The sequence below is a fragment of the Massilia scottii genome (genome assembly GCF_030846495.1).
Classification (GTDB): domain Bacteria; phylum Pseudomonadota; class Gammaproteobacteria; order Burkholderiales; family Burkholderiaceae_D; genus Telluria_A; species Telluria_A violaceinigra.
Genome location: NZ_JAVCWM010000047.1, coordinates 1 through 18,896, shown reverse-complemented (window position 1 = coordinate 18,896; position 18,896 = coordinate 1). Strand labels below are relative to the sequence as shown.

The following is an 18,896-nucleotide window of genomic DNA, read 5'->3' as shown; positions in this document are numbered from 1 at the left end:
GCTAAACGGCGGCAACGGCAACGATGTACTGAAAGTCAGCGGCAGCGGCAACAGCGGCCTGTTCGGCGGGCGCGGGGCCGACCTGATCGAGATCGCCGCGACGCAGCAGACCGTGGCCGGGCGCGCGGTCGCCTCCGGCGGCGACGACGCCGACACCATCGTCGTCACGCGCGGTGCGCTGGATAACACCGCCGTCAACGCCAGCGGCGGCGCCGGCATCGACACGTTCGTGCTGCGCGGGGAAGGACGCCTGGGCAGCCTGACGGTGAAGGATTTCGCGGCCGGCGCCGGGGGCGATCGCATCGACCTCGCCGGCCTGGCAGCGCCAGGCGGGGTGCTGGAGTTCGTGCAGAGCGGCAGCGCGACCCTGGTGCGCTTCGACCTTGATGGCGCGGCCGGCCCGCTGGCGGCGGCCACCCTGATGACCTTGCAAAACGTGCTGGCGACCAGCATGACGAGCGACAACGTGGTCGACCTTGATGCCGGCGGCGCGCCGGTGGAACTGGTCGGCGTGCCTGTCGCGGCCCAGTTGATCGGCTAAAGCGGCGGCTGGGAACCCGCGCAAGCGGGCGGCGGCAAGGTGCAAGGCGCCTCGCCGCCCTTGCCGCAAACTATGTCATTTTAACTTCTGTACCTTTCTATCATTCACGGACCCTCATGACCATTTTCAACGCCATCACCGAGCACCATGCCGACTTGGCCAGCAGCGCTACGCTCCAGGCCAGCCCAGTCACCACCGCCGCCCCGGGCCGCAATATGCAGGGCGGTGGCGGCGCCGATTTTCTGTATGGCTCGGAGCTCAACGACACCATTTCGGGCAACGGCGGCGGGGACAAGATGTGGGGTTACGCCGGCGACGACTACATTACCAGCAACGACCCGGACGACGACACGCCCGCCGGCTACGACGAGATTTTCGGCTTCGACGGCAACGACACGCTCCTTGGCGCGCGCGGCAATGACAACCTGAACGGCAATGCGGGCGATGACTTCATCGATGGCGGTGGCGGCAGCGACCAGCTCAGGGGCGAACTGGGCAACGACACCCTGCAGGGCGGCGCGGGTCACGACACGCTCAACGATTACGAAGGGCGCGACTTGCTACTGGGCGGCGCCGGGGTCGACTTCCTGTACTCCGAGCGGGGCGGCAGCGCCGTGCTCGACGGCGGCGACGACAACGACGTGTTGCTGGGCGATGGCCAGGACACCTTTATCGGCGGCGGCGGCGCCGACCGCATCACGATCCGCACCCGCGCCGCCGAAGCGGTCGCCACCACCCTGGCCGACGGCGGCGACGGCAACGACCTGTTCAGCGTGTCGTTCCTGAACAAGGGCACGGCGCGCGTGACCGGCGGCGCCGGCAGCGACGTGTACCTGCTGGAACGCGAGAGCGGCCCGGCCGGCTACGTGGTCACCGATTTCGCCACCGGACCCGAGGGCGACCGGATCGACGTCAGCCGTCTGCTGGCCGGGATCGACCTGTCGCCGGGCGACCCGTTTTCCAGCGCGCGCGGCTATCTGAAACTGGTGCAGGACGGCGCCGACACCTTGCTGCAATTCGACGCCGACGGCGCCACGGGCGCCGCGTCCGCCTTCAAGACCGTGCTGCGGCTCGAAGGCGTGGCCGCCGAGCCGGTCGCAGCGAACATCTCGACCAGCGTGCTCACTCCGGCCGGCATCGAGGATGGCGAGACCCTCATCGCCGGCAGCCGCAACGACGAAATTTTCGGCACCCACCTGAACGACCGCTACGAAGGCAACGGCGGCAACGACACCATCCATTCGGGTGAGGGCCGCGACACCATTTTCGGCGGCGACGGCGCCGATCTGCTGTTCGCCGGAAACGGCGACGACTTTGTCGACGCTGGCGCGGGCGACGATACGGTGGTCGGCGACGCCGGCTCGGATACCTTGTCCGGCGGCACAGGCAACGACCGGCTGACGATCAGCTACGGCGGCGACAGCCTGCTCACTGGCGGCGAAGGCAACGACACCTTGAGGGCGGGCAATTACGACACCGTCACGTTCGGCTCGGTGCAACTGTCCGGCGGCGATGGCAACGACTACTTCGAGATCTCCCGGGCGCCGTCGACGGTGAGCGTGACCGCGAGCGGCGGCAGTGGGCGAGACATGTACCAGCTGTGGGTGGACGGGAGGCCGGAGAACACCCCGAACGCGACGCTGACCGATTTTTCGACCGGCGCCGAGAGCGACCTGCTCAGCCTGAGCCTGGAGGGCACCCCGTGGAATTACACCGGCAATCCCTTCGGCGCCGACGGCTACCTGCGCCTGGAGCAGCGCGGCGCCGACACGGTCATGCGCTTCGATGCCGACGGCGCGGCCGGCAGCAAGTACGCCATGGCCGATGTGCTGACCTTGCGCAACGTCACCGCGACCAGCATGACCAGCGCCAACTTCAAGCAGGGCTACGATCCGGCGGCCGGCTTCTTCGGCCGGGTGCTGACCGGCACGGCCGGCGCCGACAGCCTGAACGGCGACGAACGCGCCGAACACCTCATCGGCCTGGGCGGCAGCGACACCCTGCTCGGCGGCGGTGGCGACGACCTGCTCGAAGGCGGGATTGGCGACGACCTGCTGCAAGGCGGCAGCGGCAACGACAGCGTGTATGGCGGCGCGGGCGACGACATCCTGGCCGGCGAAGAGGGCAACGACAGCCTGGTGGGCGGGCTCGGCAAGGATGTCCTGACCGGCGGCGCGGGCGACGACGTTCTGAGCGGCGACAACGAGGACGACATCCTCACCGATGTCGAAGGCAACAACGTGCTGACGGGCGGCGCCGGCCACGACGTGATCGTCACGACCGGCAGCGGCAGCGACAAGGTCGACGCCGGTGACGGCAACGACACCCTCACCGGCGGCGCCGGCGATACGCTCAGCGGCGGCTGGGACAACGACCGGCTGTTCGCCGATTTTGCGGGCGGCGCCAAAGGCTCGGTGCACATGGCCGGCGACGGCGGCAACGACGTGCTCACCTTCGGCCCTTCGCTCGCGTTCCAGGACGTGGTGGTCAGCGGCGGCTCCGGCGCCGACATCTACGCGTTCGCGCCCGGTGCGCGCGGCGGGCAAGTATACATTAACGACTTCGATCTGAACTACCGCAACGAGGTGATCGACCTCGATGCCCTGATTCCGCACGTGGCCGCCAATTACGTCAGCAACCCCTTCGGCGCGCTCGGCTACCTGCGCCTGCTAGCCAAAGGCAACAGCACACAGCTTCAGTTCGACGCCGACGGTGCCGCCGGCAGCGCGGCGAGCTTTCGCACCATTCTGACCATCGACGCCGTGGTGCCCTCGCAGCTCACCGCCAACCACATTGCCGGCGGCATGAATCCGAACGGCTCCGAGGATGGCATCCACCTGACCGCGTGGCGCAACGACGAGATTTTCAAGGGCGGGCGCAGCAACGATGTGCTCGAAGGCGGGGAAGGCGTTGACGTGCTGTACGGTTTCCAGGGCAACGACATACTGCGAGGCAATAGCCGCAACGATACCCTGCACGGTGGCGAGGGCGACGACCTGCTCGACGGCGGGAGCGAGAACGACCTGCTGTTCGGCGACGCCGGCGCCGATACCCTGAACGGTGGCTATGGCAACGATAATCTCGACGGCGGCGCCGGTGCGGATGTGCTGGAAGGCTGGCACGGCGCCGACCTGCTGCACGGCGGGCACGGCGACGACCTGCTCGACGGCGGCATCGGCAACGACACGCTCGACGGTGGAGACGGCACCGACATCCTGCGCGCCGGCGATGGCGACGATAGCCTCGACGGTGGCGCCGGCAACGACCAGCTGGGCGGCGACGAAGGCAACGACGTCCTGCGCGGCGGCGCCGGCAACGACACCTTAAACGGCGGCAATGGCGACGATGCGCTGTTCGCCGACCAGGGCGACGACGTGCTCGACGGCGGTGCCGGCAACGACACCCTGGACGGCGGCAGCGGCAGCGTGCAGCTCAACGGCGGCACCGGCAACGATGTGCTCAAGGTCATCGGCAGCGGCGAAAGCGGCCTGTTCGGCGGGCGCGGTGCCGACCTGATCGAGATCGCCGCAACGCAGCAGGCGCTGGCGGGACGCGTGCTGGCCTCGGGCGGCGAGGATGCCGACACCATCGTCTTCACGCGCGGCGCGCTGGATAACACGGTGCTCACGGCCAGCGGCGGGGCCGGCATCGACACCTACGTATTGCGCGGGGAAGGACGCCTGGGCAGCCTGACGGTGAAGGATTTCGCGGCCGGCGCCGGGGGCGACCGCATCGACCTCGCCGGCCTGGCAGCGCCCGCCGGGGTGCTGGAGTTCGTGCAGAGCGGCAGCGCCACCCTGGTGCGCTTCGACCTTGATGGCGGCGCCGGCCCGCTGGCCGCGGCCACGCTGATGACCTTGCAAAACGTGCTCGCTACCAGCATGACCAGCGACAACGTGGTCGCGGGCGCTGGCCCGTCGGTGCAACTGGTGGGCGTGGCCGATGCGGTATCGGACGCGTTCATGGTCGGCTGACCGGGGCAAGCGAGGAACGGTTGCCACGCACCTTGCCCTGCGCAAGGGCGTGGCAAGCCGCATCTCGACACTGGCGAGGGATGGGCGCATCATAGCGATCCGCGCACTGCGGACCGCTCGTCTTGCCTCGATTCAACCTTCTGTGGGAAATAGCCATGTCCACCTTTGTCATGCAGTCCGAGGCCGGCGACGAGCTGTTGCGCCCGGCAAATTTTTTGGTGCCCGGCCTGACCCTGACCGGCACCGCCAACAATGACATCCTGCGCGGCGGCGCGCTCGACGACCGGATCTCCGGCCTGGGTGGCGCCGACCTGATCCTGGGCGCGGGCGGCAACGACACCATCGACGGCGGCGACGAGGACGGCGCGGGCGACCGCCTGTACGGCGGCGACGGCGCCGACAGCGTGGACGGCGGGGCGGGCGACGATGTCATGTTCGGCGACGCCGGCAACGACGTGCTCGACGGCGGGGCCGGTACCGACCAGATCGACGGCGGCGCCGGCGATGACCTGGTGCGCGGCGGCGCCGGGCGCGACTTCCTGCGCGACGATCTCGGCAGCAATATCCTCGTCGGCGGCGCGGGTGACGACAGCCTGAGCGCCACCGGCCCCGGAGCCGACCGCCTCGATGGCGGCGACGGTAACGACGCGCTCGCAGGCGGCAACGGCAACGACAGCCTGTACGGCGGCGCCGGCCACGATTCGCTGTCGGTCAAGACAGCGCCGGGCAGCACCGCGCCGGGCACATTGCTGCTGTCCGGCGGCGACGGCGACGACACGCTGGGCTTTCTGGCGGGCACGGCACCGATCATGGTGCACGCCAGCGGCGGTGCCGGCAGCGATGCGTTTACGTTTTCCCAGGGCGTGCATGCCGAAACCATCGTCATCGACGATTTCGTCGCGGGCGCCGGTGGCGATAAGCTCGGCATCGGCGACATGCAGCCCTTTTACAACAGCAATCCCTTCGGCGCCCCCGGCTACGCGCGCCTGCTGCAGCAAGGCAGCGACACGCTGGTCCAGATCGACGCCGATGGCGCCGCTGGCAGCGCCGCCACGTTCCGCACCGTGGCCACCCTGCTCGGCGTGCGCGCGCAGGACGTTGCGCCGAATAATTTCCTCGAAGGCTATAACCAGGATGGCTCGCTCAACGGCATGACAGTGCAGGGCGGCAGCGGCAACGACTTCGTGTTGGCCGGCGTGCTCAATGACACTATCCACGGCGGGGCCGGCGACGACACCTTGCTGGGAGCCAGGGGCGACGATGTGCTGCATGGTGAAGACGGCATCGATAGCCTGGATGGCTTTGACGGCAACGACCTGCTCGACGGCGGCGCTGGCGGCGACTACCTGTCGGGCGGAGAGGGACGCGACACCCTGTTCGGCGGCAGCGGCAACGACCTGCTGTCGGGCCAGGAAGGCAGCGATCTGCTGTATGGCGGCGATGGCGACGACCAGCTGTTCGGCGAGGGCGGCAACGATACCCTCGACGGCGGCAACGGCAACGACACCATGTCCGCTTACTATGGCAGCTACGTGCTCGATGGCGGGGCGGGGGACGACCTGATCAACAGTGCCGCCATCGATGGCCTGCTCAATGGCGGCGGCGGCAACGACACCATCAAGGTGCAGACCGACGGCGACGTGGGCGCCTTCGGGGGCGGCGGCAACGACCGGATCGAGATCAATGCCAATGATTACCTGGCGCAGGGGCGGGTGCTGGCCAACGGCGGCGCGGGTGACGACGCCATCATCCTGACGCGCCAGACGCAGAATTCGAACCTGGTGACGGCCATCGGCGGGGACGGCAGCGACCGCTTCGGCGTGGTGGGGAGCGTGGGGACGAGCATGTTCAGTGTGCGCGATTTTGCGGTGGGAGCGGGCGGCGACCGGATCGACGTCTCGGCCCTGCTCACCGGCGCGGTGCCGCAGGGCGACCCGTTCGCCAGCGGGGTGCTGCGTTACCTGCAAAGCGGGAACGATACGCTGGTGCAGTTCGATGCGGATGGCGCGGCGGGTCCGCAGGCCGATTTTGTCACGATGATGAAGTTGCAGGGGGTGCTGGCGACGACGTTGACGCCGGAGAACCTGATGACGGTAGTGGAGCCGGCCGTGGTTGGCGTTGCGGCCGTCGCGTGGGGATGGGCCGGGTTCTTGCCAGGCTGATCAAGCTGCCCCGCATGAACGATCGTCACGCAGCTTCGCCGCGGCGCGGGCGTGACATTGCGCATCTCGACACTGGCGGCGCGGCCGCGCATGATGGATAGCCGCGCATTGCGGAAGGCACCTTTTGCCCCGATTCAACCTTTCCCAAGGAATTGCGATGTCCACATTTTCCATGCTGTTCGACGCCGACGACGAGCTGTGGCGCCCGGTGAATTTTTTGGTGACCGGCCTGAACCTCACCGGCACCGCCAACAATGACATCCTGCGCGGCGGGGCGCTGGATGACCAGATATTCGGCCTGGGCGGCGCCGACCTGATCTTCGGCAGCGGCGGCAACGATTACATCGACGGCGGCGACGAGGATGGCTCGGGCGACCGCCTGTACGGCGGCGATGGCGCCGACAGCGTGTACGGCGGCGCTGGCGACGACGTCATGTTCGGTGACGCCGGCAACGACCTGGTCGACGGCGAGGCCGGCAGCGACCAGATCGACGGCGGCGCCGGCGACGACCTGCTGCGCGGCGGTGACGGAACCGACTACCTGCGCGACGACATCGGCAGCAACATTCTCGTCGGCGGTGCGGGCAACGACAATCTGATCGCCATCGGACCCGGCGCCGACCGCCTGGAAGGCGGCGCCGACAATGACGTGCTGGAAGGCGGCACCGGCAACGACAGCCTGTACGGCGGGGCGGGCATGGACTATCTCACCGTCAGCGCGGCGGCGGGCAGCACGGTACCGAGCAACGTGCTGGTGTCCGGCGGCGACGGCGCCGACCGCATGACGTTCTACTCCATGTCGACGGCCACGACGGTCCACGCCAGCGGCGGCGCCGGCAGCGATATCTTTTACTTTTCCTACGGCGAGCACGCCGAACGGCTGGTCATCGACGACTTTAGCACCGGTCGCGACGGCGACCAGTTGGGCATTGCGCAACTGGTGCGATCGTACACGAGCAATCCCTTCGGCGCGCCCGGCTTCGCGCGCCTGCTGCAACAGGGCAACGACACGCTGGTGCAGATCGATGACGATGGCGCCGCCGGCGCCGCCAGCACCTTCCGCACGGTGGCCACGCTGACCGGCGTGCGCGCGCAGGACGTGCTGCCGAACAATTTCGTCGAAGGCTACAACCAGGATGGCTCGCAGCACGGCATGACGGTGCAGGCCGGTGCTGGCGACGACTACATCTACGGCGGCGTGCTCGACGACACCATCGACGGCGGCGGCGGCAACGACCAGGTATGGGCCGGTTTCGGCAACGATGTCGTGCGCGGTGGCGATGGCAACGACGACCTGAACGGGTCTTCGGGCAACGACCAGCTCGACGGCGGCACAGGCAACGATTACCTGAACGGCCAGGATGGCAACGACACGCTCAATGGCGGCGCCGGCAACGACATGCTGGCGGGCCACGAGGGTGACGATGTGCTCAACGGCGGTGACGGCGACGACCAACTGTTCGGTGACGGTGGCGGCAGCGATGTCTTCAACGGCGGCAACGGCAACGACCGGATGGCCGTCTACTATGGCCAGTTCGTGCTCGACGGCGGGGCGGGGGATGACACGATGATCAGCGCCGCTATCGACGGCCTGCTCAATGGTGGCAGCGGCAATGACATCATCAAGGTGCAGACCGATGGCGAGGTGGGCGCGTTCGGCGGCAGCGGCAACGACCGGATCGAGATCAATGCCAACGATTACCTGGCGCAAGGACGGGTGCTCGCCAACGGCGGCGAGGGCGACGACACCATCATCCTGACGCGCGAGACGCAGAATGCGAACCTGGTGACGGCCATCGGCGGGGGCGGCAGCGACCGCTTCGGGGTGGTGGGGAGCGTGGGAACGAGCATGTTCAGCGTGCGCGATTTTGCGGTGGGAGCGGGCGGCGACCGGATCGACGTGTCGGCCCGGCTCACCGGCGCGGTGCCGCAGGGCGACCCGTTCGCCAGCGGGGTGCTGCGTTACCTGCAAAGCGGGAACGATACGCTGGTGCAGTTCGATGCGGATGGCGCGGCGGGTCCGCAGGCGGATTTTGTCACGATGATGAAGTTGCAGGGGGTGCTGGCGACGACGTTGACGCCGGAGAACCTGATTACCGTTGTGGAACCGGCGCTGGTCGGGGTTGCGGCCGCCGAGGGGGGATGGGCTTAGGGCAAATTGCCCTAAGCCGGGGGTTTTCTGTATAATCGCGTTCTGCAGGAAGCGTGGCCGAGCGGTTGAAGGCACCAGTCTTGAAAACTGGCGACGGTGTGAGCCGTTCGTGAGTTCGAATCTCACCGCTTCCGCCACCTTATTTTAAGAGCCCCTGACGGGGCTTTTTTGTTTTTGCATAGGGACAGATGCCAGCGGCATGGGGCGGCGCTCGTCGAAGTAAGCGTGCCAAGCGCAGCTCTGTGTTGGCTTTACAGCTGCCAGTTAACACGTGGACCCTCATCATGAAAAATCTGTTGCAAGAGATGTTGTACTGTGAATTTTTACTCAAGTGCGAGACTAGCAATTGCCGTGAATTTTTCGAGTTCGATGAAGTGGCTACTGAACCGATGGACGACTGGTCTACCCGTGCCGCGGACTGGGCGGAAAAGTGCGGCTGGACAATCGGCCATACAGGGCTTGTGAAATGTCCTAAGTGTGCGGCGAATATGAACAGCGTCGGTCGAGAATAAGCTGGCGGTCACCCAGCTCATCGATGGCGTTAGTCAAATTGACGACGGTCGCACAGCACAGCCGAGAGGCATGGGAAACATCCAGGGAAGTCCTCATATTTACGTTCCTTGGGTTGCAAGCTTTAGCAGCACAATGCGTCAACGGCGGTTGCAGTCTTCTATACGGCCTGTCTGCGCAGGCGTTGTATCCCGCTGGCGCGGATGGTATTCGCGGGCAAGGTTACTTGGCATAGGAGGCGCATGAAGCCATGATCGCGGGTGCCTTTGAGCGAAGCGGGTATTCCGGCATCGCCAACTCAATATCGTGATCGCGATATCGAAGCCGGGCCGCTGATCTTGGGAATGCGCCGGATCGATGGCCCGGACCGCTCGTCCATGCAGATAGTGAGCGCGGACCTGCTGGCGCACTATCGGCGCTGCGAGGCCGAGCTGTCCGCGCTCAAGGCAGCTGCCTGCCAAACGGCCGAGGATAAATGCGATAGCTCTGCCGACTTTGGCGCAGAGTAAGAATTATCCGTTAGGAAATAAGGCTCACCGGCAAGTATCTTTTTCATCACGCGAATATCCGCCTCAATCGATACGTTTGGCGCCACCGTTTAAGCGGCTTCGGCCTTTTTTGCCAGTATTTCTTCCATCTTCTTGCGGGCTGGAGGGTATATGGCGGCTAATCGCCCCCAAGTTTGGAAGCCGTAGGCACGTCTAAACATCTCCGATGGCAAAGGGCCTGGAATCGGATTGTCATGAATCCACACCAGTGCTTCCAATGCCGCCTCATAATTACCCTCCCCGATTAGATCGCACGCACGTATAAAAGTATCTCTTAATTTTTCCATCTGCAAGTTTTGATTCATAATGCAACTCCGTATCGCGGGAGCGAGTTAGGCCGCACTAATCGTCGTTGGTTTCGCGCGTGTAAATTGGTAGCCATGGGTCCTTGCCGTATCGATCTAGCTACTTCCAATCACCGGAATAGCAGCTCTCCGCGCATTTTTTGTAAATGCAGTCGCGTTTTGGTAGCATTCTTCCAAGCTCTTTGGATTGAAGTGTGTAATGGTGCAAATCCAGTTCTGCTTAAGAGCGGCTGGTACGCACAAATCTGTTACGCACTTATGAGGGTTTTTAGACCACTCGTCAAAGGACTTGGGTGGCTCGCCCCCGCCACCGCCACCTGATGGCTTGCGATGAGGCCCGCCGCCACCGGACCAGCCGCCGCTACCTTCATGGCCTCCAGGCGCTTCGACGATGCAGGGGATCGGGCTTTTCTCCACGCATATCGGATCGGCGTCGCCCAAATGTCTTCGATCAATAAGGACTGTTATTCCTTTTGCAATTGCTCGTCGCAAACTGAGGTTTTTTTGGGAGGGCAATTTCAGTTTATGGGCAAGAGGTTCAGAGGTCAGACTTCCACTCAAGTAGCAAACTCACAGCAACAACTGTTCTTAATATAGAAAAACTATTAACAATTGTGCTATTATTTCCACCTTACTCCACTAGTTCCAGGTGCAATGTGCAAGCCCCAGCAGTGCGCTGCACCTGTGTAAATGCAGGCATGCGGCAAGCGGTCGGGCAGTCCATATGAAAAATATTTTATGAGAGCACACGCATGAGTCTCGAAGCGCTAAGTGGTGATCGCCAGCATCGTCGTCTGTTGCGCTTGTCATTTCCAAATCACGACGGTCCCGCTGGCCAATTGCTCGTCAACAAGCTCGATGCGTTCGAGAGCTTGTCAAAGCCCTTCGAGTTCCGGGTCGAACTGCTGTCCGACAATCCCGACATTCCACTCAAGGATATGCAGGGAAAGATGCTCTGTGTGCAGCTGGTTCGTCGGGATGGCACGCTACGCTACTTCACCGGGATAATCTTCAGCTTCGCCCTCAAGACGGTCGACGGCGGGGTGTCGTATTACGAAGCCTTGCTCGGCCCTTGGTACAAGTACCTTGGGTTGCGGAAAGATAATTACCTGTTCCACTACACGACGATGTACCAGCAGACCGCGAGCATCTTCGGCGACTATGGCAGTCTGGCTGAGTGGGACTGGCGTGTGGCCGGCGCGACTGAGGTGCTCACGGACTGCTGCCAGTTTGACGAGAGTGATCGCAATTTTCTTGAACGACGCTGGGTCGGCAGCGGAATCGTTTACTGGTTCGAGCATTCGGAAAACGGTCACAAACTTGTGCTATCGGATGACACCACCAGCGTCGAGCCAATCGACGGCGGCCCTTCCATCCGTTTCCAGCGCCATGGCGGTGCGGCGGAAGAAGACGGCCTAGGCGAGTGGTTGCCGTCGCGGCAAATCATGCAGGGCGCCGTAGCGCTTGCATCCTTTGATTTTAAGTCGCCCAAGCCCGTTCACACTTCACTGCCGACAGTGAGTCAGCAGGGGGATGTGCCGGCCATTGAATCCTACGAATACACGGGGGCGTACGGTTTCACGAGTGGCGGTCGATCCCTGGCGCAGTTGCGAATGGAAGAATACGAGGCGGCTGGCAAGCAGTTTGAGGGGGCTGGGAATAACCGCAACGTGCTCCCTGGGCGCTGGTTCAGGCTGACCGATCATTTTGACATGAGCGCCAGCGGCGACGATGCCCAGGCGCGCGAGTTTTTGATCCTTGAAGTCGTTCACAGTGCGTCGAACAACTATCACGTCAAAGACGCAGCCGAATCTCACTATGAAAATCGGCTGCGCGCGATCCGCAAGATCATTCCGTACCGCGCTGGGCGCGACCACAACAGCGTGGAGACGAAAATCCACGGCATCCAGACCGCGACCGTGGTCGGGCCTGCTGGCGAAGAGATTCACACTGACGAATTCGGGCGCGTGCGCGTGCAGTTCCATTGGGACCGGGCCGGCACCGACGACGAGAAAAGTTCCGCGTGGATTCGCGTGGCCACGCCGTGGGCAGGCGCTAACTTTGGCATGACCTCGATACCGCGAATCGGGGGGGAGGTTCTCGTACAGTTCATGGACGGGAATCCAAATCGTCCGATTATCACCGGCATGGTGCCCAACGCGGACACAATGCCGCCGTGGACACTGCCGGCCAATAAAACGCAAAGCGGCATCCTGTCGCGCTCGACGCCGGGTGGCAGCTACGACAACGCCAATGCGCTACGCTTTGAGGACAAAAAAGGAAGCGAGCAGCTCTGGCTGCACGCGGAAAAAGACCAACTGACCGAAGTTGAGCACGACGAGGACAAATGGGTCGGCAACGACCGTCGAAAAACTATCGACAGGGACGAGACCACGCTGGTCAAGCGGGACAGGACCGAGACGGTCAATCGTGACGAGACCATTACGGTGCATCATGATCGCACCGAAACTGTCGACAACAACGAGACTATCACGATCCATAACAATCGCGCCGAGCGCGTGGATCACAATGAGAAAATCAGCATCGGCGACAACCGCTCTGAGGACGTCGGCAAAAACGAAACCATCGATATCGGTGGCAACCGCACCAAGTCGGTCGTGAAGAACGAGAAGGACACTATCGGAAAAAACTGGTCGATCAACGTGACCAAGTTCAAGACCGAGACCATCGGCATGGCCTACATGCAGAACGTGGGCATGGGGCGCATGGAAAACGTTGGACTTGGTTACAACCTGAATGTCGGCATGATCATGGCGACTATCGTGGGAGTGAATCAGACTACCCAGGTTGGTAAAAGCATTTCGATTGGTGCGGGGACGAAGATCGATGTCACTGCCGGTGAGGAGTTGTCAATCACTGTCGGCAAGGCGAGTCTAGTGATGAAAGCAGATGGTAGCATCGTAATAAACGGTAGCAAGATCAACGTGACGGCGACCGGCGACGTCACGATCAAAGGCAAGAAAATATACAATAACTAGAACCACTTTTATGATTAGTCAGTATGAACCGGAGACGCAGTCAGGAAACGCGATTCCCTTGGTTGTACGTCGCTATGCCGAAGAAATAGCAACCCGTTGGTGGCGGCGTCACTCCGCATATATCGAAAACCCGCGCACTCGCCTTGAGGAGGTGATCGATTTCGACGAGTCGATTGATGCTTTTCTCGATGGCTTGGAGCAGTCGGGGCTATCTGGCCGCAAGCTTGTGGAGCAAACCGTTTTGGGGGACGCGCCGGATGTGTCAGCGGATATTTTCGTAGCGTTGGCCCTCGCCGCGCGCAGTGGCGAAGAGGCAATCCTCGACCGTGCACTTGAGCATACCCAAGCTTTGCCAGGCATGCCGCAGGCGCTGGAAGGATTGTTTTCGTGGAGCCGCGAGCCGCTCGTGAGCGCGACCCTGCTTTCCTGTCTGGACCACTCCGATCCACGCATTCAGGATGCTGCATTCTCCCAGTGCCATACGCACGGAAAGAGCGGTGCCTCGCACCTCGCGAACCTCGTTAACGGGCCGGCAACCCCGTTGCTGGCACGAGCGTTAAGAACGGCAGGAGAATGCGGCAGAGTTGACCTGCTTCCCGCGATCAGGGGCTGGGCAAGCCAAGATCAGGACACGAACGGCGCTGTTCGCTACTGGGCATCGTGGTCTACGGTCTTGCTCGGTGGCGCTGACCCGAGCTCGATTGCTACATTAAAATCCGTTGCCGAAAGCGGGGCCACTAACAACGGCACGGCGCTGCAGCTGTTATGCGTGGCGTTGCCACAGGACGAATTGATCGATTATCTACAGTCAATTTCATCGTCGATCAAACCCTCATTGTTGGTGCAGGCAACCGGCTGGAGCGGACACTGTGGATACGCGCCGTACCTGATCGAAAAGATGCGGATTCCTGCATTGGCTAGTTATGCAGGTGAAGCCTTTCGTTTAATTACAGGGCTTGACTTCGAAATGGCACAGGCGGTCATCGATCCACCGCCCTTTCTCGACGATGGCGAGCTGGCCTTGACCCAGCAGATGTACCCCTATCCTGATGCAGACCAAGCGGCTGACTGGTGGTCTGCTTGCCAGGACGATTTCAGCAAAGAGCATCGCCTGCTCTTGGGTGAAAAAATTAACGCTCAACGGCTAGATGACATTCTGCTTGGCGGTGAGCAGGCACAGCGTGAATTAGCGCTTATTCACCGTACGCTGTCACGGCCAGGGGACATGCTCGTACCCCTCCATGCCCACAGTTCCATACAATGGCTGCGTTTGCAACAGCTTAAGGGAAAGACTATATGACTGCCACGAAATCAACCCGCCTAAAGAATATCGTCGTCCCTGACGCGCCATCAACATCAACCAAACACCTAGGCATTGCAAGCGCGGCGCCCACAGTCGCTGGCCTGGTGATTGGTACGCTCACCGGCCTCACGGAGGAACTGGCTTGCATGGTTGACTTCGGTGGCAACCCGTGCCTTGAACCTCTCATGGCGCGCGCTTTCGTCCCACTGACAATAGCTGATATCGGAACGAGCGTGGCGATCTTATTTGAGGGTAACGACGTCACCAAGCCGGTCATCATGGGACGCCTGTTTGGAAGTGCACTACAAGCCGATGTGACCGCATCCGAGAACGTTTCGATACTGTCCAGTGGCGCGCTTCAGGTTATCACCAATGATAACGAGGTGACATTGATTGCTAGTCGGAAACTGACGTTAAAGTGTGGTCGCGCCAGTATCACACTGGACGTTGATGGCAATGTGGAAATCCGCGGTGACAATCTGCTTTCACGCGCTGCCGGCCAGAATCGGATTAAGGGCAGTTCAGTCTCGCTGAACTGAAAAACGTCCCATGCATATCATCAATCGCACGCTGTATGTGGCCGACTATACGACCGCCACGGATAAGAGTGGGCGCAAGCATTTGGTAGTCATCATTAAAGGGACCTACGTCCTGCCGCTGCGTGATGAAAAAGCACAGTTAATGGAGACCCAGTTGCCCTTGTGGGTGGCCGACAGCGCGACTGGCGAGCCGGGCTGGTCCGCTCCTGAGTACGAGTGTGATTACGTGCTGAACAAGCCGCAGTGCGATGTTCTTCTGTTAGGAACGGCCTACGCGCCACAGGGAATCCCGACAGAGCGCGTAGCTGTTGGACTCAAAGTAGGGAAATTGAATAAAGCATTTTACGTCACTGGCAAACGCACCTGGGTCGGGGGCTTATTCGGCGTCAGTCCCGGTGATCCCGCGCCGTTTACCAGCCAGGCGATATCTTACGACGTGGCATTCGGCGGTTATCAATACAGTCCGGTTCACACCGATAACCCTGCCGTTTTCCTGCAAAACCCGGTTGGTACAGGCTTTCAAAAGAACCCGGAACAGGGCTCATTCGATGGCATGCCGATGCCGCAGACAGAGGCGGCAGGCGCACCGATCAGATCCCCCAGACGGCACTACACACCGATGAGTTTTGGGCCGGTCGGACGCAGTTGGCCGCAGCGTGCGCAGTACGCGGGCACTTACGACGCTGTATGGGAGGAAGATACCTTTCCTTTCCTTCCCGCTGATTTCGACGAACGATATTTTCAGGCCGCGCCAGAAGATCAGCAACTGCCGGTTTTGACTGCGGGTGAACGGGTTACCTTGTTCAACCTGACTCACCCAGCCTTGACGCCATCTGGCCGTCTGGAGTTCACCTTGCCCAACCTGATGGTGAGGGTGCGATTTCACCCCAAGCAAGGTGACGTCACAAGCGCGACCGCGCGGGCCGATACATTACTCATCGAACCTGACCAACAGCGCTTTAGTGTGACTTGGCGCATCTCCTTACGGCTACGACGGTCATCCGAGGAGATTGACCTTGTAGAAATCATCGCACCCCTCATTGAAACCAGCCAGCCCACCGCCACGGCCAGTCATAGCGCCGCGCACGGACTATGAAAACTCTACAACTCGCAATCAGCTGCGCTGGTTTGGTGACTAGTGTTGGGCTGGATACAAATTCGACGTGTGCGGCGTTGCGTTGCAGGCTGAATAATTTTGTTGAGCTTGACGACATCGATTATGACGCCGAGCCGCTGGTCGGGGCGCCTGTGCCAATGGCAGACTTCGATCAATCCGGCGTTGCCAAGCTTGCCGCAATGGCCGCTTCGGCCATTGCCCAAACCTTGCGGGCGCAGCCCGGACGCAATCTCATCGACATTCCGCTGCTGCTCTGCGTTGCCGAACCAGGCCGCGCGGGACGCTTGGTCGACCTCGACAGCGCACTGTTCGGCGCCTTGGCGAACCATTTTCCTCACGGCTTTCATGCCGAATCGGCAATTATCGCCGCAGGTAAAAGCGGGGTGGCACTAGCGCTGACACGCGCTAGCAGGATGCTGTCAGGCAGCCCATACCCCGCAGTGATGATTGTCGCCGCCGACACCTTTCTCAATTACGGCACCGTCGCTGCAAATCTGGCAAGCGACAGGATGATGGCGACGGAGGTACGTGCCGGCTTCATCCCTGGTGAGGCCGCCGGCGCTCTCCTAGTGACGCGTTCGGACATCCAAGCCGATGTTGAGTTAGTGGTTTTTGCACTTGCCAGTACGACGGAGGAGGCCACGTTCGCCGCCGATCTTCCCCTGCGCGCCAACGGCCTCACTGCAGCCATCAAGTCCGCAGCGAAGAAAGCGGATGCGCACCCGGACGATCTTGCTATCTGCTTATCCGATGTTAGCGGGGAAGACTATTACTTTGAAGAACTTGCACTGGCTCAGGCACGAGCCCGGATTGAAGCGCAACTGTGGTTGCCCGCCGAATCGGTGGGTGAAACCGGCAGCGTGATTGGATGTATCCAAATCGCCTGGCTGCTTGACGCCAGAGGCCAATTTTATCTGCCGGGCAATAGTGCATTGTTACTCACCAGCGACGACGATGGCCGAAGGACAGCATCCATCCTGGCGTTCCAATACAGCAAGGCTTATACAGCGGCAGCGCTCGCTCAAGACCACATAAACGATCTCATCAATGAAGGAGTGGCGAATGTCACATGAAGTTTACGCGAATGGACACGAAGTAGTGGCGAAGGCGGGCGACAGCATCACCGCTGCCAACTTTCCTGATGTCTGCTTTAGTCCGCCTTATCCAGCAAAGGTAGGCGTTCCAATACCCTACCCTAACAGTGCCCAAGCGAAAGACACGAGCAATGGGTCACGAACTGTGTTTATAGGCGGCAAGGAAGTCATGCAGAGAAATAAATCGTTTTTAAGGGTAAGTACCGGAAACGAGCCAGCAACTCAGCAGTTCAAAAAAGGGGCGATTACAGGGGTGATCAAAGGAAAATGCTACTTCCGCTCCTGGTCCATGAATGTATTCATCGAAGGCTATAACGTTTGTCGCGACAACGATTTAACGACGAACAATCACGGATAGCATATGCCTATTCCTGTTATCGTTCTGGGAGTAATTGAAATTAGCGCGATGGTTGCAGCACGTGCGGCACTGCGGCAAGTGTTGAAAGAGGCAGCGAAAAAAGCCGCTACAGAAGCCGCTAAAAAACTTGCTGCGGAGGCCGCTAAGAAAGCTGCAGCGGAGGTTGCCAAAAAAGCTGCGGCGGAGGTTGCCAAGAAAGCTGCGGTGGAGGCTGCCAAGAAAGCTGCCGCTGAAGCAGCAAAGAAAGCAGCAAAGAAAGCAGCGCCGAAGGCAGGCGCAAAGGCAGCCCCCAAGGGTACGTCGAAGGCCAACACACGTCCGCAATCGCATAAAGGTAAGAAGAAAAAACCCGGGCCGTGCGACCATTTGAGGCTAGGCAGCGGTAAGGGCGACTATCGCGGCGGATCGCATAATAAAACAAGCAGGCCGCTTAACGATGGTAAAGATTCGCATCACGCGCCGGCGAAGGATTCAAGTCCGCTTAAACCAGCGGATGGCCCTGCGATTCAAATGGACCCATCGGATCACCATCTAACATCAAGCAACGGAAAAAGAGCTGGCTCCATAAAATACCGAGCTATCATTCGCGATCTGATCGCTAAAGGAAAATGGGATGATGCGATGGATATGGAAATTTGCGATATTGGCAAAGTATGTGGAAAAATAGGTCAACCCGGAAAATATGACGAAGCTGTCAAGGAAATGCGAGAATATTACGAGTGCCTGAAAAAGCATAAACTTTTAAAGTGAGAATTGATCATGACTGAGAATGATATATTTGATTTGGCGTCCTATTCAGGGGTTAATAACGCCAGATTTGGGATGACTCCAAAGGAAATCGAGGCGATTTTCGGATTGCCCGATATTGTCGATATTGATTACTTCCAACAACGGGAGGAATTTAGATTATTTATGAATGTTGCATATTCGGCCGAGCCAGAAAGAGCAATCCACTTTGGATTTGGACGGCAAATGAAAGGAACGAAATATAACGAAATTTTCCTTTTTGCTGAAGATCCAAATATTGTATTGCGAAAGCTGATCGCAGCCGATGGGAACCCTCAACTGCTCCTCGGCTTTGTCATTTTTCTTAACCTCGGGCTGACGCTAACGGGTTTTCATGACAACGATGATTCCCAAAAAGCTGTGACCTTATTTGAACGGGGTTTTCACGATGAAAGCCTCCATGAAATGAAGCCGTTTCGCTTACGAAAAAAGTAGGGGCAGGATGCAGCATGCGCGAAAATGACATTTTTGAATTATTGCCATACTCGGATGCAGGCAACGCTAGGGT

The 18,896-nt window shown here is 60.9% G+C and carries 15 protein-coding genes and 1 tRNA gene; 15 read left to right on the top strand and 1 reads right to left on the bottom strand.

Translation table 11 applies throughout. The annotated features are described in order from the left end of the window. The 7 genes from RBA41_RS32630 to RBA41_RS32600 all read left to right on the top strand — a co-directional run. Nucleotides 1–541, top strand: a 541-nt coding sequence (locus tag RBA41_RS32630; RefSeq protein ID WP_306628507.1) for a hypothetical protein, incomplete at its 5' end; no start/stop codon positions are given. A gap of 116 nt (nt 542–657) precedes the next feature. Beyond that, nucleotides 658–4,515 (top strand): calcium-binding protein, encoded by a 3,858-nt coding sequence (locus tag RBA41_RS32625; RefSeq protein WP_306628506.1) that lies wholly within the window; start codon nt 658–660, stop codon nt 4,513–4,515. Between the two features lie 155 nt (nt 4,516–4,670). Then, entirely contained in the window at nt 4,671–6,677 is a 2,007-nt protein-coding gene (locus RBA41_RS32620) for a calcium-binding protein (protein WP_306628505.1), read from the top strand. A gap of 157 nt (nt 6,678–6,834) precedes the next feature. Further along, nucleotides 6,835–8,829 (top strand): calcium-binding protein, encoded by a 1,995-nt coding sequence (locus RBA41_RS32615; protein ID WP_306628504.1) that lies wholly within the window; start codon nt 6,835–6,837, stop codon nt 8,827–8,829. Nucleotides 8,830–8,876: 47 nt separating this feature from the next. Further along, nucleotides 8,877–8,966, top strand: a tRNA-Ser gene (locus tag RBA41_RS32610). A gap of 147 nt (nt 8,967–9,113) precedes the next feature. Next, nucleotides 9,114–9,341: a hypothetical protein gene (locus tag RBA41_RS32605; protein WP_306628503.1), complete on the top strand. Its 228-nt coding sequence runs from the start codon at nt 9,114–9,116 to the stop codon at nt 9,339–9,341. Nucleotides 9,342–9,605: 264 nt separating this feature from the next. After that, nucleotides 9,606–9,848, top strand: coding sequence for a hypothetical protein (locus RBA41_RS32600; protein ID WP_306628502.1), 243 nt, complete (start codon nt 9,606–9,608; stop codon nt 9,846–9,848). 89 nt (nt 9,849–9,937) lie between these two features. Here RBA41_RS32600 and RBA41_RS32595 read toward each other — a convergent pair whose 3' ends face one another. Beyond that, nucleotides 9,938–10,192 (bottom strand): hypothetical protein, encoded by a 255-nt coding sequence (locus tag RBA41_RS32595; protein ID WP_306628501.1) that lies wholly within the window; start codon nt 10,190–10,192, stop codon nt 9,938–9,940. Between the two features lie 752 nt (nt 10,193–10,944). Here RBA41_RS32595 and RBA41_RS32590 point away from each other — a divergent pair. Genes RBA41_RS32590 through RBA41_RS32555 form a run of 8 tightly spaced genes read left to right on the top strand, consistent with a single transcriptional unit; the run spans nt 10,945 to nt 18,823 of the window. Further along, a complete protein-coding gene (locus RBA41_RS32590) occupies nt 10,945–13,191 on the top strand; it encodes a type VI secretion system Vgr family protein (RefSeq protein ID WP_306628500.1) in 2,247 nt (748 codons plus the stop codon). Nucleotides 13,192–13,201: 10 nt separating this feature from the next. Further along, nucleotides 13,202–14,491, top strand: coding sequence for a hypothetical protein (locus RBA41_RS32585; protein WP_306628499.1), 1,290 nt, complete (start codon nt 13,202–13,204; stop codon nt 14,489–14,491). Then, the gene (locus tag RBA41_RS32580) at nt 14,488–15,033 is read left to right on the top strand and encodes a DUF6484 domain-containing protein (protein ID WP_306628498.1); all 546 of its coding nucleotides are present in this window, start codon (nt 14,488–14,490) and stop codon (nt 15,031–15,033) included. Before RBA41_RS32585 ends, RBA41_RS32580 begins: the two co-directional genes overlap by 4 nt. 10 nt (nt 15,034–15,043) lie before the next feature. After that, nucleotides 15,044–16,129: a DUF2169 family type VI secretion system accessory protein gene (locus RBA41_RS32575; protein ID WP_306628497.1), complete on the top strand. Its 1,086-nt coding sequence runs from the start codon at nt 15,044–15,046 to the stop codon at nt 16,127–16,129. Further along, nucleotides 16,126–17,223: a hypothetical protein gene (locus tag RBA41_RS32570; RefSeq protein ID WP_306628496.1), complete on the top strand. Its 1,098-nt coding sequence runs from the start codon at nt 16,126–16,128 to the stop codon at nt 17,221–17,223. Before RBA41_RS32575 ends, RBA41_RS32570 begins: the two co-directional genes overlap by 4 nt. Next, complete coding sequence (locus tag RBA41_RS32565) at nt 17,213–17,602, top strand: DUF4150 domain-containing protein (RefSeq protein WP_167093050.1); 390 nt, start codon at nt 17,213–17,215, stop codon at nt 17,600–17,602. Before RBA41_RS32570 ends, RBA41_RS32565 begins: the two co-directional genes overlap by 11 nt. A gap of 3 nt (nt 17,603–17,605) precedes the next feature. After that, nucleotides 17,606–18,352: a type III secretion system translocon subunit SctE gene (locus RBA41_RS32560; protein ID WP_306628495.1), complete on the top strand. Its 747-nt coding sequence runs from the start codon at nt 17,606–17,608 to the stop codon at nt 18,350–18,352. Nucleotides 18,353–18,361: 9 nt separating this feature from the next. Further along, nucleotides 18,362–18,823 carry a hypothetical protein gene (locus RBA41_RS32555; protein ID WP_306628494.1) on the top strand — a complete coding sequence of 154 codons (462 nt, stop codon included), beginning with the start codon at nt 18,362–18,364 and terminating at the stop codon, nt 18,821–18,823. Nucleotides 18,824–18,896 lie beyond the last annotated feature (73 nt).